Source organism: Jiangella muralis, assembly GCF_001270745.1.
Taxonomy (GTDB): domain Bacteria; phylum Actinomycetota; class Actinomycetes; order Jiangellales; family Jiangellaceae; genus Jiangella; species Jiangella muralis.
The window spans coordinates 217,259-240,008 of the sequence record NZ_KQ434755.1 but is presented as its reverse complement, the minus strand read 5'-3'; the positions used below and the strand labels follow the sequence as shown (position 1 = coordinate 240,008).

Below are 22,750 nucleotides of genomic sequence, written 5' to 3'. Positions count from 1 at the left end.
AGGCGATGCGATCCAAGGCGCGGACCGAACTGGAGAAGGTCATCCTGCCGTTCTGGCTGGAGCACGGGATCGACCCCGAGCACGGCGGTTTCCACACGTGTTTCGACAACCGCGGCCGCACGCTGGCGTCGACCGACAAGTACACGTGGTCGCAGGGGCGCTTCGTCTGGCTGCTCGCCCGTGCGGCCGGGCTGGCCGGGCGCGGCCTGCTCGACGCCGACGCCGCCGCCCTCGTCCGGCAGGCCGAGGCCGGCGCGGCGTTCCTCGCCCGCCACGCCATCCGCGACGACGCGACGTGCCACTTCGTCACGGCCACCGACGGCACGCCGGCGGCCGGGCCGAACGGCGAGACGCGCAGCGTGTACGCCGACTGCTTCGTGGTCATGGGGCTGGCCGAACTGGCCGCCGTCACCGCGGAGCCGGGCTGGCTGGAGCTCGCCGAGCCGATCCTGGCGCGGGCCGCCCGCGACATCGACGACGGCACCGCGCCGACACCGCCGTACGACGTCCCGCCTGGCTTCGTCGCGTTCGGGCCGCGGATGATCCTGCTCAACACGCTGCTCGTGCACGCGGAGGCACGGCAGCGGCTCGGCGGCCTGCCGGAGCCGGACCGGCACCGCCTGGAGACGGCGCTGGACGTCGTGCTCACCCACCGGCTCCCCGACGGCACCTTCGTGGAGATGCGGCCCACCGGCCCGGCCCTCGACGAGACGCTGGTGGCGCGGCACCGGGTACCCGGCCACGCGCTGGAGGGCCTGTGGGTCGCGCTGCACACGGCCGAGCTGCTCGGCCGCCCGGACGTCGTCCCGGACCTGCTGGCCAGTGTGGCGCCGTTGTGCGCGTCGGCCTGGGACGAGACCCACGGCGGCCTGTTCCGCTACGTCGACCGCGCCGCGCCCGCGGCGCCCCGCGGCCGCGACTCGGGCACGCCGTATGAGCGGCTGCTCGCCCGCACCTGGGACACCAAGCTCTGGTGGGTGCACACCGAGGCCGCCTACACCACGGCGCTGGCCGCGCGCCGCTACGGCGACACCGGCGCGGGCGAGTGGTTCGACCGCATCTGGGACTACACGCTGGACACCTTCCCCGGCGGCGCCGACGGCGCGGAATGGATCCAGATCCGCGACCGCGCGGGCCGGCCGCTCGACGAGGTCGTGGCGCTGCCGGTGAAGGACCCGTTCCACATCGCCCGCAACCTCCTGCAGCTCGTCGAACTGGAGGCCCAGCCGTGACCGGGATCGACACCGACGTCGAGGTGCTCGACGCCCGGGTGGCGTTCTCGCAGACCGACCTCGACCACCCCTTCGTCATCAGCGGCCGGACCATCGCGTGGTTCACGGTGGCCGTCGTCGAGCTGGACGTCCGCAACCGCGCGGGCCGGCTCGCCACGGGCCGCGGCGCGTCGATCCTCTCGGTCCCGTGGGCCTGGCCGGGCTCCGCGCTCACGGTCGAGCAGCGCGACGCCGTCCTGCGCGACCTGACCCGCCGGCTGGCCGACGAATCGTGCGGCCTGCCGCCGGTCGACCCGATCCGCCGCTGGCTCGACGCCCACGAGGCCGTCGGCGACGCCGCCGCGGGCATCGCCGCGGCCGCCCGGCTCGGTGAGCCGGTGCCGTCGCTGGCCGCACTGCTGTCGCTCGGCGCCGTCGACAACGCGCTGCACGACGCCTGGGCCCGGGCCGCGCAGCGCCCCGCCCACACGATGTACACCGGGCGGCACCTGCACGACGACCTCGGCGTCTCGCTCGGTCCGGCGCTGAGCGGCCGGTGGCCGGGCGACTTCCTCGCCGCCCGCCGGACCCGGCTGGAGGTCCAGCACCTGGCCGGCGCGACCGACCCGCTCGAGCCGGACGACGCCGCGGACGACCAGCGGTCCCTGCGCGAGTGGATCACGGCCGACGGCGTGCGGCACGTGAAGGTCAAGGTCCATGCCCGCGACGCGAGCGAGGACGCCCTGCGGGTGGCCGCCGTTCACCGGCTGGGCCGGGACCTCGGCCTCGACCTGGCGCTGGCGATCGACCCGAACGAGGGCTACCAGCGGCCGGACGACGTCGAGGACCTGCTGGACGAGCTCGAGCGAATCGATCCAGCGGCCGGCCGGGCCGTCGGCTACGTCGAGCAGCCGGTGCCGCGGGACGCGACGCCGGATCCGGCCGGACTGGCCCGCATCGGCCGCCGCCTTCCCATCGTCATGGACGAGGGGCTGACCGATCCGCACACCGTGCCGGCGCTGCGGGACGCCGGCTGGAGCGGGATCGTCATCAAGGCGGGCAAGGGGCACAGCGCCGCGCTGCTCGCGCACGCCGCCGCCAAGACGGCCGGTCTCTACGTGACCGTCCAGGACCTCACCGCGGTCGACCTCGCGCTGGTGCACTCGGCCCGGCTGGTCAGCCTGTTCGACCTGCCCGCACCGCTGCTGGAGTACAACAGCCGGCAGTACGCGCCGGCGGCCAACGACCGGCTCGGCCGCGACCGGCCGGACCTCACGACCGTGCGCGACGGCGCCGTGACGATCTCCGCGCCGGCCGAGCCCGGCCTCTACTGACCCCCTCCGGAAGGTGCCCGACGTGACCCGCATCGCCCTGCTCCCGCCCGACGAGCGGCCGAACACCCGCGGCTACGCGGCGACGATCGGCCGCTGCGCCGGCGTCGACGTCGTGACACCGCCCGCGGAGCTGATGCCGTCGTTCCGGACGCCCGCCGACACCGCGGCCCTCGCCGGCTGGCTGCGTCGCGTCGCGCCCGACGTCGACCATGTGCTGGTCTCGCTCGAACTGCTCGTGCACGGTGGGCTGATCCCGTCGCGGAACACCGATGACCGGATGGCCGACGTCGTCCCGCGGCTCTCCGTCCTGCGCGAGCTCGGGGCGCCGGTGACCGCCTACGGCGTCGTGACCCGGCTTCCCACCTACGACAACCGCGCCCGCTCCCGACAGGAGCCGGAGTACTGGGCCACCCACGGCGCGGCGCTCGGGACGCTCTCCAGGCTGTGGGATGAGGCGTCGCTCGGCGAGGCCGACGAGACGGCGGTCGCCGCCGCCCGCGCGCGCGTTCCCGACGAGTACGTCCGCGACCTCGTGCGGCGTCGTGCCCGCAACCACGCGGTGAACCTCGCCGCGCTGGAGCTGGCGGCCGACGGCGCCTTCGACACGCTGGTGATCTCCTCGGACGACACCGCGCCGCGCGGCCTGCCGGCGGCCGAGCGCCGCCTGCTCGGGCACTGGGCCGACCGTCTCGGCGCCGACGTGCTGATGTATCCGGGCGCCGACGAGGTGCCCAGCGTGCTGGTGGCCCGCGTCGCGGCCAGCGCCGCCGGCGTGCGGCCGCGGATCGCGGTCGTCTGCCCGGACGAAGCCGGCCTCGACCGCATCGCGCCGTACGAGGACCGGCCGCTCCGGGTCGGCCTAGGGAACCAGATCCGGGCCGTCGGCGGCGTCCAGGTGGCCGATCCCGCCGACGCGGACCTGGTGCTCGCCGTGCACCCACCGGCGCGCGAGCCCGGCGACTGGGTGTCCTCGCCACCTGACCTCGCCGCCGCGGCGCCGGTGGACTCGCTCGCCGACGCCGTCGAACGGCTGCTCGACGGCGGTCACGTGGTGGCGCTGGCCGACGTGCACTACGCCAACGGCGGCGACCCCCGGCTGGTCGAGGCGCTGGACGCGCGGTCGGCACTGGGACGCCTGAGCGCCTACGGCGGCTGGAACACCGCCGGCAACTCGATCGGCACCACCCTCGCCGCCGGCGTCGCGGCCGTTCTCGACGGGACCGAGGCCGCGGCCGCCGAACGACGCCGCTTCCTGGCCCGCAAGATCATCGAGGACGCCCACTACCTGCCGGTCGTGCGGCGACGGATCCAGGACGAGGCCGCCGCCCGTGGGCTCCTCGACCCCCCGCTCGACGAGTTGCCGGCTGTCCACGACCGGATCACCCGTGATCTTCGCGCCTGGGCGGCCGGTGTCGACGCGCTCGCCGGGTGGCGCATCGACAACGCCAGGCTGCCCTGGTCGTACACGTTCACCGTCGACTTCGACCTGACGCGGGTGGCCACCACGCCCTCTTGACGGCTCGCGGCCAGACCGCTAGCTTCCTTGCAACCGCTTGCATGCAATCGGTTGTATCGTCCGCCGGCCGCTCCGGCCGCTCCCCTTGCATGCGCGGCGCTCGGTTCCATTCCGGCGAGGAAAGGGAGCTAGTCGCGATGACTTCTCGGCACGTGAACGGACCCCACGGCCCAGGGCTGGCCGGTCGCCTCGCGGCCCGCGCCGCCGCGCTTCTCGGCGCCACCGCGCTGCTGCTGGCATCGGCGGCGACGCCTGCGCCGGCCGCGGGGTCCGCCGCGGTGGCGGACCCGGTCCTGGTCAACCCGTCGTTCGAGGAGCCCGTCGCCGACGGGGCGATCCCAGGGTGGCAGCTGGTGGGTGCGGAGCGGCCGGACACCTCGTACGCGGTCACCGAGGACGCGGCGCAGGACGGCACCCACAGCCTGTCGATCACCGACGGGTCCGACGTCTACGGCGTCGCCATCGAGAGCGACCACTTCGACGTCGAGGTGCGGCGGGCCTACACGGCCGCGGCGATGACCCGCGTCGACCGCGACCAGCTCGCCGTCTACCTGCGGTTCTACGACGCCGAGGGCCACCGCCTCACGAACGTCGCCACCCCGCAGGGCGAGACCGGCGGCGCGTGGACCAAGACGTCGATCACCGCCACCGCCCCCGAGGGCGCGGTCACCGGCACCGTCCTGCTCTACTCGGCCACCTCCCCGCGCGGCGCCGGCTACTTCGACACGGTCACGGTCACCGCCGGCGCCGTCGAGCCGCCCCGGCTGACCGACCCCACGCCGGCGGACGTCGTCGCGCAGAACCCGCGGATCTCGCACCTGGGGACGCCCGTCACCAGCAAGATCACCACGAACGCGGTGCTCGGCGACGAGGGTGGCACGGCCGTCACGTACGGCGTCTACCGAGGCCACCCGGACACCGATCACCCGGCCACGTTCGTGGTGGCGAACGCCGACACCGGCGAGGTCATCCGCGCCCTGCCGGCCGCCGGCGCCGAAGGGACGTTCGAGACGCGGGCCTCGACCGACGGCACCATCTACTTCGCCACCACCCCCGACTTCCACCTGTGGTCGTACGACCCCGGAACCCAGCAACTCCGGGACATCGGGCCGCTCAACCCGCAGACCCCCAAGGACGGCCACGCCTTCACCATGACCGCCGGCCCCGACGGCACCATGTACATCGGCACGTACCCCAAGGGCTACCTGTACCTGTACGACCCGGCCGACGACTCGATCACCAACCTCGGTGCGGTCGATCCGACCCAGGCCTACATCAAGGGCCTGGCCTACGACTTCGAGCGGGACACCCTCTACGTCGGCACCGGCGGCACCCGGGCCCAGATCTTCAAGGTGGCCCCCGACGGCACCACGACGGAACTGCTCAGCGACGAGGCCACGCCCGGCGCCATGGACGAGTCGTTCGTCAGCACGTTCACCTTCGTCGACGACCGCCTCTTCGCCCGGGTCGCCAACCAACTGCTGGTCATCCGGGCCGACGACACGGTGGAGTACTGGAGGGGCCAGGGCAACGAGATGCACGGGTACCACGTCTCGGCCCGCCCGGACGCGCCCGGCAAGTACGTCTTCACGTTCGGCTCGACGTTCTGGGAGTACGACTCCGCGACCCGGACCACCCGCAACCTGGGCATCGCGACGAACGGGTACCTCAACGACAGCCGCTGGGTGCAACTGGACGATCCCGAGTGGCCCGGCTACAGCCTGCTCGCCGCCACGCAGGACGGCACGGTGCTGATGAACCCGGCGACCGGCCGGTCCGAGCCGCACACCGTCGAGTTCGCCAACCCGGTCACCGTGCAGAAGATCCTCACCGGGCCGGATTCGATGTACGCCTCCGGCTACATGGTCGGACTCGCGCCGTTCGACTCGGTCACCGGCGAGGCCGGCGAGACGCTGCAGTCCGGCCAGTACGAGTCGTCGGCGGTCCGCGGCGACACGATGCTGCTCGGCTCGTACGGCAACGGCCGGGTATCGGAGTACGACCCGGCCGCCGAAGTCGCGCCGCGGCTGCTGTTCGACCTCAAGGCCGAGGGCCAGGACCGCCCGTTCGGCATGGACTACGACGAGGAGAACGACCGGCTGTTCGTCGGCACGGTCGCCTACTACGGCTCCAACCAGGGCGCGCTCACCCAGTACGACTTCGCCACCGGGGAGAAGATCGTCCACACGACCGGCATCGTCACCGACCAGTCGGTCATCTCGGTGCTCTACCACGACGGGCTCGTGTACGCCGGCACGACCGTCGACGGCAGCCTCGGCGCTCCCCCGTCCGGCCAGACCGACGGCCACTTCGTCGTCTTCGACCCCGACACCGGGCAGCAGGTGCGCGACATCATCCCGGTGGCCGGCGACGAGGGCGTGACCGGCCTGACGGTGGGCCCGGACGGGCTGATCTGGGGCGTGTCGGAGGACACCGTCTTCAAGTACGACCCGGCGACCGAGGAGATCGTCTTCTCCGAGAAGCTGCTGCGCACCCGGTACGGCACCAGCACCGTCTGGGCCTGGGCCTACCTGGTGACCGGCGCCGACGGCAACGTCTACGGCACGAACCGGTTCTCGGTGTTCCGGATCGACCCCGAGACGATGGAGTACACGCTCCTCGTGAACGGCGTCGGCAACTACGCCAACGTCGACGCGAACGGCGACCTCCTCTTCTCCCACGGTGTGGACGTGTACAGGTACGACGTCCCCGACGCGCTCCAGTGCGACCGGGAGATCACCGGCACTCATACCGGACCGGTGGCGGTCACGGACGGCACGCTCTGCGTCACCGACGCCACCGTCAGCGGCCCGATCACCGCCACCGGCGCCGACACTGTCGCCATCACCGGCTCCACGATCACCGGGCCGATCCACCTCACCGGCACCACCGGGACGCTCACCCTCACCGGCAACGACATCACCGGGGCGGTCAGCCTCACCGGCAACACCACTGAGGCGCCGTCCGTCGTCGGCGACAACCGCATCGACGGTCCGCTGGCCTGCAGTGGCAACGCGCCGGCGCCGGTCGACGGCGGCGACCCCAACACCGTCACCGGCCCCACCGCCGGCCAGTGCGCCGGCCTCTGACCACGCGCCTCTCGACCCGACGACAAGCGAGGTAGTGATGCACCGAATCCTCTCCCTGGTCACCGCCGCGGGACTCGCGCTGACCGGCGCGGCACTCGCCGGCCCGCCGGCCGCCGCCGCGACGCCGCCGCCGCTCCCGTCCAGCCCGACCCCGGACGACGTGCTGGCCCAGGACCCGGCGATCAGCTACCTGGGAACGCCGGTGACCAGCAAGATCACCACCAACTCGGTGCTCGGCGAGGAGGACGGCAGGGCCGTCACCTACGGCGCCTACCGCGGCCACGCGGACACCGACAACCCGTGCACGCTCGTCGTCGCCGACGCCAACACCGGCGAGGTCATCCGCGCGTTGCCGTTGGCCGGCGCCGAGGGGAACTTCGAGATCAGGAAGTCCACCGACGGCAAGGTCTACATCGGCACCAACCACGACTACAAGCTGTGGCAGTACGACCCCGCCACCCAGCAGGTGACCGATCTCGGCCTCGTCAACCCCGACAAGCCCGGCGACGGCTACCCCATCACGATGACCGCCGGCCCCGACGGCACCATGTACATCGGCACCTACCCGAAGGGGTACCTCTTCAAGTACGACCCGGCCGACGGCTCCATCGTCAACCTGGGCGCCGTCGACCCGACCCAGGCCTACGTCCGGGCGCTCGCGTACGACTTCGAGCGCGACACCCTCTACGTCGGCGTGGGCGGGACGCGGGCCCAGGTCTACAAGATCACGTCCGACGGGACGAAGACCGCGCTGATCACCGCGGAGAACGCGCCCGGGCTGATGGACGAGACGTTCATCAACACCTTCACCTTCACCGGGGACCGGTTGTTCGCCCGCACGGTCTCCAGCCAGCTGCTGGTCCTGCGACCCGACGACACCGTCGAGTACTGGACGGGCAAGGACCGAGAAGCGTTCGGATACCACGTGTCCGCCCGCCCCGACGCTCCCGGCAAGTTCATCTTCGGGTTCGGCACGAACTTCTGGGAGTACGACTCCGCCACCGCGACCACGCGCGACCTCGGCATCAAGACGAACGCCTACCTCAACGACAGCCGCTGGATCCAGCTCGACGACCCCGAGTGGCCCGGCTACAGCATGCTCGCCGCGACCCAGGGCGGCAGCGTCCTGATGAACCCGACCACCGGTCGGTCCGAACTGCACACGGTCGACTTCGCCAACCCGGTGACGGTGCAGAAGATCCTGACCGGTCCCGACTCGATGTACGCCTCCGGCTACATGATCGGGCTCACGCCGTTCGACTCGGTCACCGGCGAGATCGGCGCGACGCTGCAGTCCGGCCAGTACGAGTCCGCGGCCGTGCGGGACGGGAAGATGCTGCTCGGCGCGTATGGCAACGGGAAGCTGCTGGAGTACGACCCCGCGTCCGGCGCGGCGCCGAGGCTGCTGTTCGATCTCAAGGCCGAGGACCAGGACCGCCCGTTCGCCATGGACTACGACGAACAGAACGACCGCGTCTTCATGGGCACCGTCCCCTACTACGGCACCCATCAGGGCGCCGTCACGATGTACGACTTCGCCACCCAGGAGAAGACCGTCTTCACCACGCAGATCGTGGCGGAGCAGTCGGTGATCTCGGTGCTCTACCACGAAGGGCTGCTGTACGTGGGCACCACGCTCGACGGCGGCCTGGGCGCTCCCCCGTCCGGCCAGACCGAGGCGCACTTCGTCGTGTTCGACCCCGACACCGGGCAGAAGGTGCACGACTTCGTCCCGGTGGCCGGCGACGAGGGCGTCACCGGCCTCACCGTCGGCCCCGACGGCCTGATCTGGGGCGTCTCCGAGGACACCGTCTTCAAGTACGACCCCGCGCAGGAGCAGATCGTCTACTCCGAGAAGCTGCTGGGCCACCGCTACGGCTCCGGCACGGTCTGGGCCTGGGCCTACCTGGTGACCGGCGCCGACGGCAACGTCTACGGCACCAACCGCGGCTCGCTGTTCCGCATCGACCCGGACACCATGGAGTACACCCGGCTGGTCAACGGCGCCGGCAACTACGCCAACGTCGACCCCAACGGCGACATCCTGTTCTCGACCGGCGTCCACCTGTTCACGTACGACGTCCCCGACCCCGTCGTCTGCGACCAGGAGATCACCGGCACCCACGTCGGGCCGCTGTCGGTCACCGACGGCACGCTCTGCATCACCGACGCCACCGTCAGCGGCCCCATCGCCACCAGCGGCGCCGACACCGTCATCATCACCGGCTCCCGGATCACCGGGCCGATCCTCCTCACCGGCACCACCGGCACCCTCGCCGTCACGGGCAACGAGATCACCGGCCCGGTCAGCCTGACCGGCAACACCACCACGGCGCCACCCGTCGTCGGCGGCAACACCATCACCGGGGCCCTCGCCTGCACCGGCAACGACCCCGCACCGGTCAGCGACGGCGAACCCAACACCGTCACCGGCGCCCGCACCGGCCAATGCGCCGGCCTCTGACGACATCCCGCTGCCACCACTTGCGAAGGAGTGCCACATGACGTGGAGAAGACGAGGCGTCTCGGTCCTGGCGGCCGGGCTGATGGCGGCCGTACCGGCCGCCGCCGCGCCCGCGGCGTCGGCGGAAGACGGCAGCAATCCGCTGGTCAACCCCAGCTTCGAGGCACCGGTGGGTGCGGACGGTGCGATCGAAGGCTGGTCGACGTTGTGGCTGCCGCCCGCGGGGACCGCCGAGGTGACCGGCGAACGCGCCTCCCACGGCGCCCAGAGCCTGCACTTCGCCGACCCGGACACGAGGCTCGGCGGCGCCATCGCCTCCGCCGCGGTACCGGCCGTCGCCGGTGAGGAGTACCGCATCCGGCTCGACCTCTACGTCACGTCCGGGACCATGAACTCCACCGTGTACTACCTGGACAGCGCCGGGACCCGAGTCGGCATCGACACCTACAGCTGGGACTCCGTGCTCAACGCGTGGTCCCCGCAGACCTGGGTGACCACCGTGCCCGCGGGCGCCACGCAGGCCCAGGTGGTGATGAACAGCGGCAGCACCGCGACCGTCGACGCCTACGTGGACAACGTCCGGTTCGAGCCGGCGCCGTTCCGCGGGACCGAGGAGAGCCTCGGCCGGCCACTGACCGATCTCGTGTCGGCTGGCATCGGCTACACCACCGACGCCTCCGGCCGGGCCATCGGAGTGGTGATCGCCAAGGGCGAGCCGTCGGTCGCGAGCGTGGTGGACATCAACACCGGCGAACTGCTGCACAGCCAGGAGATGCCCAAGATCGGCCAGGCCTGGACCTACGTGACCGCCGACGACCGCAGCATCTACATCGGCAGCGACTTCGTCGGTGCCATCTACCGGTTCGACCCCGACGCCATGACCTTCGAGCTGCTGAACGAGAAGCCGTACGGCCAGACGAACCTCTGGGGCATCGGCATGACCGAGTCGGGCCGCGTCGTGTGGGGCTCGTACCCCGACGGCAAGCTCTTCTCCTACAACCCCACCGACGGCAGCTGGCACGACCACGGCACCGTCAACCCCGGCAACAAGTACGCCCGGGTCATCGACATCGTCGGCGAGACCGCGTACGTCGGCCTCGGCGCCACCGCCGCCGTCCTGGCCAAGGTCGACCTGACCACCGACGTGGTGACCATCCTGCCGAACCCGCCGTCGGAGACGAACCAGGAGTTCGTCGACGACATCGACATCCGCGGCAACCTCATGTTCGTCCGCTACCGGCCGTCGAGCATCCTGCACGTCTACGACCTGACCACCGGCACCTGGGTGGACGAGATCGAGCAGCCCGTCGTCGGACTGAACGTCTCGCCGGAGTTCGAGACCGTGCGCGACGGCGTGACCCACCGCGAGGTGATGTTCCCGCTCGTCGGCGGCAAGTCGCTGGCCTATGACCTGGACACCGGGGCGACCCGGCCCACCTGCTTCGACATCGGCGGCTCGGCGGTGCGGAACTGGAGCGACGTGCCGATGCAGATCGACGGCATGTCCGACCAGGTGCTGGTGACGGCGCGCGGCAACAACGGCGAGTTCTTCGCCTTCGACCCGGCCACCGACTCCTGCAAGATGCTGCCCACCGACGCGCTCGGCGCGGCGACCACGATGCGCACCATCGGCACCGGCCCAGCGGGTGACATCTACACCGGCGGCGCCGCGTTCGCGCACATCGACCCGGACACCGGCGAGGCCACCAGCCTGCCGTTGAGCGGTCAGATCATGGACTTCCACTCGCACGACGGCCTACTGATCTACGGCACCTACACCGGCGCGGGCATCGACGTCTACGACCCGTCGCTCCCCTGGGAGTCCGGCGTCAACCCGCGGCCGAGGCTGCGGGTCGGACACCAGCAGGACCGGCCCATCGCGATGACCAGCATGGACGACAAGGTGGCCATCGGCACCTTCCCGGTGCCGGCCCGGCTGGGCGGTGCGCTCGCGATCCTCGACCCGCAGGCGATGACGATGGAGGTGTACGACAACATCATCCACAACCAGTCGATCTACGCCCTGCAGTACCGCGACGGTCTGCTCTACGGCGGCTCCGGCATCACCGGCGGTCTTGGGCAGGTGCCCACTGAAACCGAGGGCAAGCTGTTCATCTTCGACCCCGACACCGAGGAAGTCGTGTTCGACACGGTTCCGGTGCCTGGCGACGGCCACGTGTCCGGACTGGTCTTCGACGACGAGGGCTACCTCTGGGGCGTGACGGCAAACTCGATCTTCAAGTTCGACCCTGCCACCCGCGAGGTCGTCGCGCAGCGGCGGTACTTCAACACCGACGACAGCCGAGCCTACGTCCGAGGCCGGGAACTCTACTGGCACAACGGCATGCTGGTCGGCTCGACCAGCGGGCGGGTCTTCGAGGTGGACCCGGACACGCTGGACATGGAGATCATCGCCACCAACACCGCCAACCTCGCCATCGATCGGGACGGCCGGTACTACTACGGCCGCTCGTCGGAGCTGCTGCGCTGGACCCCCGCCGCGGCCGAGGTGCGGTGCGACGTCACCGTCGACGAGGACCGCGCAGCACCGCTGACCGCCGACGGCAGCACCGTCTGTGTGAACGGCGTGACGGTCGACGGACCGGTCAACGTGTCCGGCGGCGGCAGCCTGCACGTCACCGACGCCACGATCGCCGGCCCGCTCAGCGTCACCTCGGCCGGCACGCTCGACGTCACCGGATCCACGCTGAGTGGCCCGGTCGACATCGGCGGCACCAGCACCCGCCTCCGATTCACCGGCAACACGATCAGCGGACCGGTGCGCCTGACCGGCAACGCCGCCGACGAGTTCAGCTTCACCGCGAACGAGATCACCGGACCGCTCGCCTGCACCGGCAACAACGCCTACCTCGTTGGCCAGGCCGGCTCGAACACCGTGACCGGGCCGCGCGACGGGCAGTGCCAGCTGGGGATGGAGTGACATGACCCTGTCGACACGTGCTGTGCCAGCCATGCTGGCGAGTGTCGCCATCGGTGGCCTGCTGGCTGCCCTGCCCACCGCGGCGGCGGACGAGGCGGCCGGCAACCCGCTGGTCAATCCCAGCTTCGAGGCTGCCGTCGGCGCCGGCGGAGAGATCGAGGGCTGGTCACCCCAGTGGCTGCGTCCCACCGTCCGGGTCGAGGTGACCGACGAGCGCGCCTCTGACGGCTCCCGGAGTCTGCACTTCGTCGACGAGGACACGCAGTACGGCGGCGCCGTCGTCTCGGCTGCCGTGCCCGTCACCGCCGGGGAGGAGTACCGGGTCCGCCTCGATCTGTACGTCACGTCCGGAACGATCAACTCCACGATGTACTTCCTGGACGGCGCGGGCGAGCGGGTCGGCATCGACAACGTGCGGTGGTCCCCCGACCTCGACGCGTGGTCCCCGCAGTCCTGGACGACCACGGTGCCGGACGGCGCCACGCAGGCCCAGGTGGTGATGAACAGCGGCAGCACCGCCACCGTCGACGCCTACGTGGACAACGTCCGGTTCGAACCGGCCCCGTTCCGCGGCACCCATGAGAGCCTGGGCACACCGATCACCAATCTCGTGTCGGCCGGCATCGGCTACACCACCGACGCGTCCGGCCGGGCCATCGGGCTGGTGATCGCCAAGGGCGAGCCGTCCATCGCCAGTGTCGTCGACATCAACACCGGCGAGCTGCTGGCGTCCAAGGAGATGGACAACATCTGGCAGGCGTGGTCGTACGCCACCGCGCCGGACCGGTCGATCTATGTCGGCAGCGACGTCATGGGCGCCGTGTGGCGGTTCGACCCCGACGACCTGTCGTTCGAACTGATCAAGGAGAAGCCGTTCGGCCAGACGAACCTCTGGGCCACCGGCGTCACCGAGTCCGGCCGGATCGTGTGGGGCTCGTACCCCGACGGCAAGGTCTTCTCCTACGACCCCGCTGACGGCACCTGGCACGACCACGGCACGGTCCAGGCCGGCAACAAGTACGTGCGCAGCATGGACGTCGTCGGTGAGACGGCCTACGTCGGCCTCGGCTCGACGGCCGCCGTCGGCGTCGTCGACCTGACCACCGACCAGGTGACGATCATCCCGAACCCCGACTCCGAGACCGGCCAGGAGTTCGCCTACGACGTCGACGTCCGGGAGAACCTGCTGTTCGTCCGGTACTACCCGTCGAACCGGCTGCACGTCTACGACCTCGAGACCTCCACCTGGATCGACACGATCAGCCAGGAAGCCGTCGGGCTCGGCGTCTCCCCGGTGTTCGAGACCGTCAGTGGGGCAGAGACCCACCGCGAGGTCCTGGTTCCGCTGATGGGTGGCGGCTCGGTCGCCTACGACCTCGACACCGGAACCGAGCGGTCCACCTGCTTCGACCTCGACGGCGGCGCCGCCCGCATGTGGAACCCGGTGCCGCTGCCCAACGACGGCGGTTCCGACAAGACACTCGTCACCGCGCGCGCCGACGGCACGTTCTACACCTACGATCCGGTCAGCGGCGAGTGCGGCACACGGCCGACCGAGGCGCTGGGCGCCGCCATCCTCATCCGCTCCATCGGCGCCGGCCCGGCCGGCGACGTGTATCTCGGCGGTGCCGGCTTCGTCCACCTCGACCCGGAGACCGACGAGACGACCTCGCTGCCGCTGAGTGGGCAGATCATGGACTTCCACTCGCACGACGGCCTGCTGATCTACGGCACCTACACCAATGCCGGCATCAACGTCTACGACCCGTCGCAGCCGCTCGAGCCGGGTGTCAACCCGCGGCCGAGAATCTACGTCGGCCACGAGCAGGACCGGCCGATCGCGATGACCAGCATGGGCGACAAGGTGGCCGTCGGCACCTTCCCCATTCCGGCGCGGCTCGGCGGAGCGCTGGCGATCCTCGACCCGGAGTCGATGACCCTGGAGGTCCACGACAACCTCATCCAGAACCAGTCGATCTACGCGCTCCAGTACCGCGACGGCCTGCTCTACGGCGGTTCCGGCATCACCGGCGGTCTTGGTCAGGAACCGACCGAGACCGAGGGCAAGCTGTTCGTCTTCGACCCGGCCACCGGCGAGGTCGTGTTCGACACCGTCCCGGTGCCGGGCGACGGCCACGTCTCGGCGCTGGTCTTCGACGACGACGGGTACCTGTGGGGGCTGACCGCGAACTCGATCTTCAAGTTCGACCCCGAGACGAGGCAGGTCGTCGCCCAGCGGCGGTACTTCAACACCGACGACAGCGCCGCCTATGTCCGGGGGCGGGAGCTGTACTGGCACAACGGCATGCTGGTGGGATCCACGAGCGGCCGGGTCTTCGAGGTCGATCCCCTGACGCTGGACATGGAGATCATCGCCACCAACACCGCCAACCTCGCCATCGACGCCCAGGGCCGGTACTACTACGCGACCGGCTCCGAGCTGCTGCGCTGGACCCCGGCCGCACCGGCAGTGCGGTGCGATGTCACCGTCGACGAGGACCTCGCGGCACCGCTGACCGCCGACGGCAGCACCGTCTGCGTGACCGGTGCGACGGTCGACGGACCGGTGACCATCAGCGGCGGCGGCAGCCTGCACGCCACCGACGCCACGATCACCGGCCCGCTCCGCGTCAGCTCGGCCGGCACCGTCGAGGTCACCGGCTCCACGCTGAACGGCCCGGTCGCCATCGCCGGAACCACCGGCCGGTTCCGGTTCAGCGGCAACACCGTCACCGGCCCCGTCGAACTGGCCGGCAACGCCGCCGACCAGGTCGACTTCGCCGACAACGAGATCACCGGCCCACTGGCCTGTACCGGCAACAGCCCGGCCATCATCGAGCAGGCCGGATCGAACACCGTGACCGGTCCCCGCAGCGGACAGTGCGTGGTGGACTGATCCTTCACGGCAGCCAACGAGAAGGGGCCGCGCCATCCGGCGCGGCCCCTTCCGTCGTCCCGCGGGCAGTCAGACGGTTCCGGCTCGGCTCGCGTCCGCGCGGAACGTCCGGACGCGGGTGAAGTAGTCGTCCAGGCGCACCAACTCGAACCGGTCGATCACCTCGTCGATGCTCAGCCCGTCCCGCTCCGAGCTGATCATGACGGCGCCGATCGAGCCCGGGTCGTGAATGCGCACGTCGCGTCCGTACTCGCGGCGGATCGCGTTGAACTTGACGCCGTTGAAGTCGATGTGGATGAGCGCCGAGTCCAGGTTGATCTCGGCGATCGTCTCGTGCCGGTAGTTGGTGCTGGTGGAGATCACCTCGCCGAACGGGTTCAGGACGGCGCTCTTCGACGGCGGGTAGATCGCCCCGACGAAGTGCGCCCGGGCGGTGTAGGCCCAGTGGCTCTGCAGGTACCCGCCGTGGAAGGCCGAGCTGAACACCACCAGGTCCGGCCGGAGCCGGGCGACGTCGACGAGCAGCTCCTCGAAGTTCAGGTCGAAGCAGATGGTTCCGGCTACGCTGCCGAAGTCCAGCTGGACGGTGCGGGCGCCGGCGCCCGGCGTCACGCCCATCACCGACCGTTCACCGTCGGTGATGAAGCACTTGTCGTACACGCCCACGACGGCGCCGTCGCGGCCGAGGAACTGGGTCGAGTTGAACCGGCCCGCCGGGGTGTCCCGGGACGCCGAGTAGGCGATGTTGATGCCGAACTCGGCCGCCTTCTCCGCGAAGAAGTCGCGGATCCGATCGCCGCGGATGGCGTAGTACTCCTCGAGGAGGTCGCGTGGGTAGGTCGCGACGTAGGGCCGGTCGCAGTACTCCGGCAGCACCAGCAGGTCCGGCCGCTGGTGGATGACGGTCTCCAGCCGCTCGCCCCAATGCGTGATCATCCGGTCGACGACGTCGGCCGGCTTCACCTGCTCGTCCCACGGTTGCGCGAACGCCGACACCGCGGCGACCGTCACCCTGTTGACCATGTGGCGTCACCTCTCGCTGGTTGGATCACTTCAGGCCGCTCATCATCACGCCGCGGACGAAGAACCGTTGCAGGAACAAGAACACGAGCAACGTGGGAACGAACGTGACGGCGGCGGCCGCCATCACGGTGGCGAGCGGGACGTTCTGTTCCTGGATGCTGTTCAGCCCGACCGTCAACACGTAGTTCTCCGGGCTGCGCATGGACACCAGCGGCCAGAGGAAGTCGTTCCAGTGCCACAGGAAGACGAACGTCCCGAGGGTCGCCATGATCGGCTTGGTCTGCGGCAGGATGATCGACCAGTAGATGCGCAGCTCGCCGGCGCCGTCGATGCGTGCGGCATCGATGAGCTCGTCGGGAATCTCCTGAATGAACTGCCGCATCAGGAACATCGCCTGCGCGTTGGCCAGCGTCGGGACGATCAGTCCCCACATGGTGTCGAGGCCGTTCAGCTCCGAGATCGTGATGAACAGCGGAATCAGGGTCAGGTGCCCCGGGATCATCATCGTCGCGACGAAGACCCAGAAGATCACCTCACGGCCGAAGAAGCGCTTCTTGGCGAACGCGTAGCCGGCCATCGACGCCAGCAGCAGCACCAGCACGACCGACACGATGGAGTACACGGCCGAGTTCCAGGCCCACCCCGCCGTCCGGTCGCTGCCGAGCGCCGCACTGAACGCGTCGAACGAGATGTTCGACGGCAGCAGCGATCCGGGCAGGTCGATGGGCTTGCCCGGCTGCAGCGCCAGCACCACCATGGCGTAGAACGGGAACGCGGTCGCGAACGCCAGGACGACCAGCGGCACATGGATCCAGCGCGGACGCCGCCGGCGGCCACGGCGTCCGGCCCGGCCCGCGCTCGTGGCCCGCGGGGCCTGTGCCGTCGACCGCTCCAGCGTCTCGTCGAGATTCACCGGCGCACTCACGTCGTGCCTCCTCGCATCAGCCGCCGCTGGACCAGCGACACCGCCAGGGTGATGACCAGGAGCACGACACCGGCGGCGCTCGCGTAGCCGAACTCGAAGTAGCCGAATCCCTGGTCGTAGATCATGAACGTCAGCGAATAGCTGGAGCGGACCGGACCGCCGCCGGTCATCACGTAGATCGTGTCGAAGACCTGGAAGGAGCGGATGATCTCGAGCACGATGACGAAGAAGAGGGCCGGCTTCAACAACGGCAGGGTGATGTGCCTGAACCGCTCCCACGCGTTGGCGCCGTCGACCTCCGCCGCCTCGTAGTACTCGGTCGGAATGGCCAGCATCCCGGCGAGCAGGATGAGCATGTCGTAGCCGAAGTGCGTCCACGCGCTGACGACGGCCAGCGAGAGCAGCACGACGATGTCGTGATTCAGCCAGGGCACCGCGGGCAGGCCGACCGACGTGAGGAGCCAGTTGAGCGGGCCCTCCTCGCCGAGGATCCAGACCCACACGATGCCCGACATCACGCTGCTGGTGACGACCGGCAGGAAGAACACAGCACGATAGGCGCTCATCCCGCGCAACGTCCTGTTGCAGAGCACGGCCATGCCGATGGAGATCGCCACGGTCAGCGGAATCGCGATGACGGTGTACAGCACCGTCACCTTGAGCGCGTTCCAGAAGATCGGGTCGTTGAACAGCCTGGAGAAGTTGTCCAGGCCGACGAAGGTGATGTCGCCGGCCAGGCCGTACTCCGCGAGGCTGAGGAATGTTCCGAAGATCGCCGGCCCGATCCTGAACGCCAGGAAGAGCACGACGTAGGGGGCGATGAAGGCGTACGCGATGATCGCGCCCCTGGCCTTCCACCAGCGTTGCGGGGTCGTACCGGACCGGGTGCGCCGCAGGTCTGCGACGGTCATGGCGGCCCTCCTCTCAAAGAACGGTCCCCGGCGCGCCCCATCGGTGGGACGCGCCGGGTGGTTGGCTGTGCGGCCGTCCTCAGCCCCGCCGTGCCAGCAGGTCGTTGACTTCGCTCTCCGCCGCCGCGAGCGCGTCTTCCGGGCTGGCCCGGCCCAGCAGCGCGGCCTGGATGTGCGGGCTGATGAGGTCCGTGATGGCCAGTTCCTCGGGATGGCCGATACCGGCCCGCACCAGGTGCAGGTACTGCTGGCCGTCGGCGAACTTCGGATCGTCGTCGAACAACCCGGTGATGGTGTCGCGCGCCGGGAAGTAGCCGGTCGCGTGGACGAAGGAGCCCATCTGCTCCGCCGACGTCATGAACTCCACCCATGCCCGGGCGGCTGGTTTCACCTCGCTGGACGACATGATCGACAGGCCACCGACCGAACCGGCGGCCACCTGCTCGACGTCCTTCAACGGGGGTACGACCTCGAGGGTCTCGTCCAGCCCGACGCCCCGCAGCGACGCGAGGCTCGTGGAGGGCAGGTAGGCGGTCTCGCCCTTGCCCGACGGGGTCTGCTCGAACGGGTCCAGCACCGTGAGGCTGCGCGCGGCGATCCACTCGTTGCCGGCGAGCTCGGTGAGGAACTCCAGCGCCTTGATCCCTTCCGGGCTGTTGAACGCCGCCTCCGTGCCGTCCTCGTTCAGAACCTCCCCGCCGGCCTGCCACAGGTACGGGTAGAACGTCTGGGTGAGCGTCACGCCGAGCGCGCCCTCGTAGTGCGTCGGGTAGAACCCCGCGTCCTTCACCGCGGGCGCGATCTCCCTCAGCTGATCCCAGGTCTCCGGACACGTGTCGACGCCGGCGGCGTCCAGGACCGCCGTGTTGCAGACCGACTGGAAGATCTGCATGAGGAGCGGGACGGAGTAGAGCTCGCCCTCCCAGCTCATGGAGTCGACCGCCGCGTCGTTGAACTCGTCGTCGACGAGGTCGCCGACGGGCTCGAGTAGCCCGTCGCCGCCGAAGCGCGGGATGTAGTTGGGGTTCAGGTAGACGACGTCAGGCGCCTGGTTCCCCGCGATGGCCGTGACCAGCGTCTCTTCGCGCTTCTGGAAGGGCTGGACGACGACCTCGATCTCGACGTTCGGGTACTGCTCGTTGAACTCGGCGACGATCGGGTCCCAGAAGCCGTCCTCGCCGCTCACGCCGATGGGATACGTCCAGAACAGGACGTTCCCCTCCACCGTGGTGGGATCGTCCGACGCTGTGCCCGCGTCGTCGTCGCCGCCGCAGCCGGCAACGAACAGCGTCAGACCGGCAACCACTGCCGCATACCGTATGACCTTCTTCTTTCCCATGATGTCCCTTTCCGGGCCTGGGTTCTGTGTCCGCCTGCACGCCCTCGAGGGCCACTGCGGCCGGCCGAGCCTGGCGCCACTGCAAGCGGTTGCAATAACCTAGCCGGGCCATTGCGGCCCGTCAAGCATTCGAATCGGCCGAGACTCGCCGGTGCCGTCAGGCGAGGCGGTCGTAGGCGTCGACGGTCACTTCGTGCAGCAGCGGCGCACCGGCGGCGAAGCGGGTGAGCTCGTCGACGACGATGTCGCCCTGCTGGTGCCGGGCCTCGACGGTGCCGCCGGCGACGTGCGGGGCGACGATGACGTTCGGCAGCCCCAGGAAGCCGCTGTCCGACGGCAGCGGCTCCTCGTCGAAGACGTCGAGGCCGGCCAGCAGACGGCCGGACGCGACCTCGCGCAGCAGGGCGTCCTGGTCCACGCTCCACGAACGAGCGGTGTTGACGACGACCGCGCCGTCCGGCAGCCCCGCCAGCTGCCGCGCGCCGACCAGGTGACGCGTCTCCTCCGTCGACGGCGCGTGAACACTGATGACGTCGCAGCTCGCGAAGAGCTCGTCCAGGCCCACCAACTCGACGCCGTCGGCGGCAGCGGAGGCGGGGTCGGCGTACGGGTCGTACGCGGCGACCGTCCGCACGCCCAGGCCACGCGCCATCGAGGCGAAGTGCCGGCCGACGCGGCTCAGCCCCACGATGCCCACCCGGCGGGCCGAGAACGCCCGGCCGAGCTCCGGTTCGCGCGCCGCCGCCCAGTCGCGGCTCGTCCACAGCTCCCGGTCGTGCCGGTGCAGGTTGCGCAGCAGCGCGAGCACCAGCGTGATGGCCAGCTCGGCGACCGCCGGAGCCATCGCGGCGGCGCCGCCCTGGGTCAGCCGGAGTCCGTTCTCGAGCGTGGTGCGCGGGAACAGTCCTCGGACGGAACCGGCGGTGTGCGCCGCCAGGCGCAGCCGCGGGCCGCGCACCACCCCAGGCAGGAACGGTGCGGTGCTCCAGGACGTGAGGATCGCGTCGTAGCCGGTCGCGACGTCGTCCGGCAGCGCCATCCTGCCCTCGCCGGCGGCGACCTCGACCTGCGCGAGCGAGTGAAGGCGGTCCTGCGCATCCGGCGTGTACAGCCGGTCGAACTCGTCCGGGCGGATGGCGACGTAGACCTTGAGGTCGGTCATGGGCGTGCGTTCCTCTCCAGATGGGCGGTCAGCCAGGTGTAGCAGGCGGCCAGCACGTGATCGGGCGGTGCGTGTCCGTTGTCGTGGTAGAGCGTGTGCAACCCCGCAGCGTCCCCGCACGCCTCGCGGGCCCGGTCGACCAGCTCCTCGTTGTGCCGTCCGTCGGAGGCACCGCCACCGGCCAGCAGGAACGACCGCCGCGCCACCAGCCGCAGCAGCTGATCCTGGTCACGGCCGGTGGGGAGGTGCGAGCCCAGATACCAGGGATCGGACCAGTTGGAATGGGCGAAGCCCAGGCCCGCCTCGTGGGCGACCGCCGCCCGGATGCGGACGTCGAGGGCGGCCAGGTGCAGGACCAGCTTGGCACCGAGCGAGTGCCCGAGCGCGCCGATGCGGGCCGGGTCTATCCACGGCACCGACACCAGTGCGTCGACGGCCAGGAGGAGATCGGCGACGCCGCGACCCAGACCCGTCATGGGCAGCGACGCCTGGTGGCGGGCGGCGGGCGGGCCGTACCGCTCGTGCAGCGACGCCGTCTCGCCCACCGGGCCGGCCACCAGCTCGAACCACCACGGGACCGCGAGCACCGCGAAGCCGCGGTCCACCAGGTGCCGGCCGTACGAGCACGACCGCAGCCGCGCGTCGGACCAGCCGCGGGTGCGCTCGGTGCGCTCGCCCAGCACCGTCGCGACCTCGTAGAACGGCACGACCACCACGGGCAGGCGGCCCGGCACGTCGGGCGACACGAGCGCCGCCTCCAGCACCGAGCCGTAGGAGTTCAGGCGGACGGTGCGGCGCCGCACGCCGGAGCCGTCCGGCACCGGGGCGTCGACGGCGAACGTCCCCTCGGGATCGGGCACCGCGCCGAGCCAGGTCCGCCACCATGCGCGGAGCGCGGCCTCCTCGATCGCCTCGCCGGCCACCGTCACTCGCTCCCCGCGGCCGACCAGGACCGCGGTGCGCCGCCGGCGTCGGCACTGGCCTGGGCGAGTAGCGCGACCCGGGTGGCGAGCAGGCTCGCGGCGGTCGAGATCTCCGGCTCCGCGCCGGCGGCCACGGCGTCGAAGAAGTAGGCGGCGGGCGGACGGCCGGACGGGAGCGGCTCGGACCACGGCGCGCGGTCGTGCGTGGCCGCCTGGAGCGTGCCGTAGGCCCAGTCCAGCTCGGCGGTCCCGCGGCTGCCGGTGAGCCGCATCCGATAGTGACCGTGCAGGTCGGCGGCCTCCGGCGAGAGCCAGTGCGCCTCGATCGTCGCCGTGACGGAGCCCGCGCGCAGCAGGACCGCCACGTGGTCGTCGACGTCCGGGTGCGCGGCCGCGCGGGCGTTGCCGGCCAGCGCGGCCACCGTTCCCGACGTCGCTCCGGACAGCGCGAGCACGAGGTCGATGTCGTGGACCGGCAGGTCGGCCGCGATGCCTCCGTAGCCGTCGCGGCACAGGAACCACGGCGGCCGGTCCGGCAGCCGCAGCTTGTGCGGGCCCGTGCTCGCGACCAGGGCGAGGTCGCCGAGCGTGCCGTCGTCCAGTAGCCGGCGCGCCGCCAGCGTCACCGGGGAGAACCGCTTCTCGAACAGCACCGAGACGTGCCGGCCGGTGCGCGCCGCCGCCGCGGCGATCGCGTCGAGCTGCTCCAGCGAGGTGCACAGCGGCTTGTCGGCCAGGACGTGCGCGCCCGCCTCCAGCGCGGCCACGGCGCCGTCGCCGCGCTGGGCGTAGACGCCGGCGACGACGGCGACGTCCACCTCGTGCCGGTCGAGCAGCGCCGCGACGTCGTCGTACACCGGCACGTCACCCAGGCCGGCCAGGAAGGCCGTCCGCGACGACGCGTCGGGTTCGGCCGCCGCGACGAGGACGACGTCGTCCCGCCGCGCGGCCTCGTCCAGCGCGTAGGCGACGTGCGCGTGTGCGGCACCGAGCACTGCCAGGCGGATCATGTCGCC

At 70.9% G+C, this 22,750-nt stretch carries 14 protein-coding genes; 7 read left to right on the top strand and 7 right to left on the bottom strand.

The genetic code is table 11. The annotated features are described in order from the left end of the window. Positions 1-5: 5 nt before the first annotated feature. From ACW62_RS11395 to ACW62_RS11365, 7 genes are all read left to right on the top strand, one after another. Positions 6-1,232, top strand: a complete 1,227-nt coding sequence (locus ACW62_RS11395) for an AGE family epimerase/isomerase (protein WP_053204222.1) — start codon at positions 6-8, stop codon at positions 1,230-1,232. Then, positions 1,229-2,545, top strand: coding sequence for a mandelate racemase/muconate lactonizing enzyme family protein (locus ACW62_RS11390; RefSeq protein ID WP_053204221.1), 1,317 nt, complete (start codon positions 1,229-1,231; stop codon positions 2,543-2,545). Before ACW62_RS11395 ends, ACW62_RS11390 begins: the two co-directional genes overlap by 4 nt. 22 nt (positions 2,546-2,567) lie before the next feature. Continuing rightward, on the top strand, positions 2,568-4,061 hold the full coding sequence (locus tag ACW62_RS11385) for a DUF4127 family protein (RefSeq protein WP_169792038.1): 1,494 nt from the start codon (positions 2,568-2,570) through the stop codon (positions 4,059-4,061). 137 nt (positions 4,062-4,198) lie between these two features. Further along, positions 4,199-7,150, top strand: coding sequence for a hypothetical protein (locus tag ACW62_RS11380; protein ID WP_157574680.1), 2,952 nt, complete (start codon positions 4,199-4,201; stop codon positions 7,148-7,150). 37 nt (positions 7,151-7,187) lie between these two features. Then, complete coding sequence (locus tag ACW62_RS11375; protein WP_053204219.1) at positions 7,188-9,614, top strand: ligand-binding sensor domain-containing protein; 2,427 nt, start codon at positions 7,188-7,190, stop codon at positions 9,612-9,614. A 37-nt stretch (positions 9,615-9,651) separates the two neighbouring features. Beyond that, positions 9,652-12,555 (top strand): hypothetical protein, encoded by a 2,904-nt coding sequence (locus tag ACW62_RS11370; protein ID WP_157574679.1) that lies wholly within the window; start codon positions 9,652-9,654, stop codon positions 12,553-12,555. A 31-nt stretch (positions 12,556-12,586) separates the two neighbouring features. Further along, complete coding sequence (locus ACW62_RS11365) at positions 12,587-15,451, top strand: carbohydrate binding domain-containing protein (protein WP_053204217.1); 2,865 nt, start codon at positions 12,587-12,589, stop codon at positions 15,449-15,451. A gap of 69 nt (positions 15,452-15,520) precedes the next feature. Here ACW62_RS11365 and ACW62_RS11360 read toward each other — a convergent pair whose 3' ends face one another. The 7 genes from ACW62_RS11360 to ACW62_RS11330 all read right to left on the bottom strand — a co-directional run bounded on the left by ACW62_RS11360 (position 15,521) and on the right by ACW62_RS11330 (position 22,744). Further along, positions 15,521-16,474 (bottom strand): carbon-nitrogen hydrolase family protein, encoded by a 954-nt coding sequence (locus ACW62_RS11360; RefSeq protein ID WP_053204216.1) that lies wholly within the window; start codon positions 16,472-16,474, stop codon positions 15,521-15,523. A 25-nt stretch (positions 16,475-16,499) separates the two neighbouring features. Then, the gene (locus ACW62_RS11355) at positions 16,500-17,399 is read right to left on the bottom strand and encodes a carbohydrate ABC transporter permease (protein ID WP_157574678.1); all 900 of its coding nucleotides are present in this window, start codon (positions 17,397-17,399) and stop codon (positions 16,500-16,502) included. Continuing rightward, a complete protein-coding gene (locus ACW62_RS11350; RefSeq protein ID WP_053204214.1) occupies positions 17,396-18,310 on the bottom strand; it encodes a carbohydrate ABC transporter permease in 915 nt (304 codons plus the stop codon). The genes ACW62_RS11355 and ACW62_RS11350 overlap by 4 nt, the downstream gene beginning before the upstream one ends. 79 nt (positions 18,311-18,389) lie before the next feature. Next, positions 18,390-19,616 carry an ABC transporter substrate-binding protein gene (locus ACW62_RS11345; RefSeq protein WP_053204213.1) on the bottom strand — a complete coding sequence of 409 codons (1,227 nt, stop codon included), beginning with the start codon at positions 19,614-19,616 and terminating at the stop codon, positions 18,390-18,392. A 190-nt stretch (positions 19,617-19,806) separates the two neighbouring features. Then, the gene (locus ACW62_RS11340; RefSeq protein ID WP_053204212.1) at positions 19,807-20,811 is read right to left on the bottom strand and encodes a hydroxyacid dehydrogenase; all 1,005 of its coding nucleotides are present in this window, start codon (positions 20,809-20,811) and stop codon (positions 19,807-19,809) included. Next, the gene (locus tag ACW62_RS11335; RefSeq protein ID WP_053204211.1) at positions 20,808-21,740 is read right to left on the bottom strand and encodes a dienelactone hydrolase family protein; all 933 of its coding nucleotides are present in this window, start codon (positions 21,738-21,740) and stop codon (positions 20,808-20,810) included. Before ACW62_RS11335 ends, ACW62_RS11340 begins: the two co-directional genes overlap by 4 nt. Then, complete coding sequence (locus ACW62_RS11330) at positions 21,737-22,744, bottom strand: Gfo/Idh/MocA family protein (RefSeq protein WP_053204210.1); 1,008 nt, start codon at positions 22,742-22,744, stop codon at positions 21,737-21,739. The genes ACW62_RS11335 and ACW62_RS11330 overlap by 4 nt, the downstream gene beginning before the upstream one ends. Positions 22,745-22,750 lie beyond the last annotated feature (6 nt).

Coding starts and splice junctions, on each gene's coding strand:
- ACW62_RS11395 (WP_053204222.1), top strand. CDS start 6: ATGCGATCCAAGGCGCGGACCGAACTGGAGAAGGTCATCCTGCCGTTC.
- ACW62_RS11380 (WP_157574680.1), top strand. CDS start 4,199: ATGACTTCTCGGCACGTGAACGGACCCCACGGCCCAGGGCTGGCCGGT.
- ACW62_RS11375 (WP_053204219.1), top strand. CDS start 7,188: ATGCACCGAATCCTCTCCCTGGTCACCGCCGCGGGACTCGCGCTGACC.
- ACW62_RS11370 (WP_157574679.1), top strand. CDS start 9,652: ATGACGTGGAGAAGACGAGGCGTCTCGGTCCTGGCGGCCGGGCTGATG.
- ACW62_RS11365 (WP_053204217.1), top strand. CDS start 12,587: ATGCTGGCGAGTGTCGCCATCGGTGGCCTGCTGGCTGCCCTGCCCACC.
- ACW62_RS11360 (WP_053204216.1), bottom strand. CDS start 16,474: ATGGTCAACAGGGTGACGGTCGCCGCGGTGTCGGCGTTCGCGCAACCG.
- ACW62_RS11350 (WP_053204214.1), bottom strand. CDS start 18,310: ATGACCGTCGCAGACCTGCGGCGCACCCGGTCCGGTACGACCCCGCAA.
- ACW62_RS11340 (WP_053204212.1), bottom strand. CDS start 20,811: ATGACCGACCTCAAGGTCTACGTCGCCATCCGCCCGGACGAGTTCGAC.
- ACW62_RS11330 (WP_053204210.1), bottom strand. CDS start 22,744: ATGATCCGCCTGGCAGTGCTCGGTGCCGCACACGCGCACGTCGCCTAC.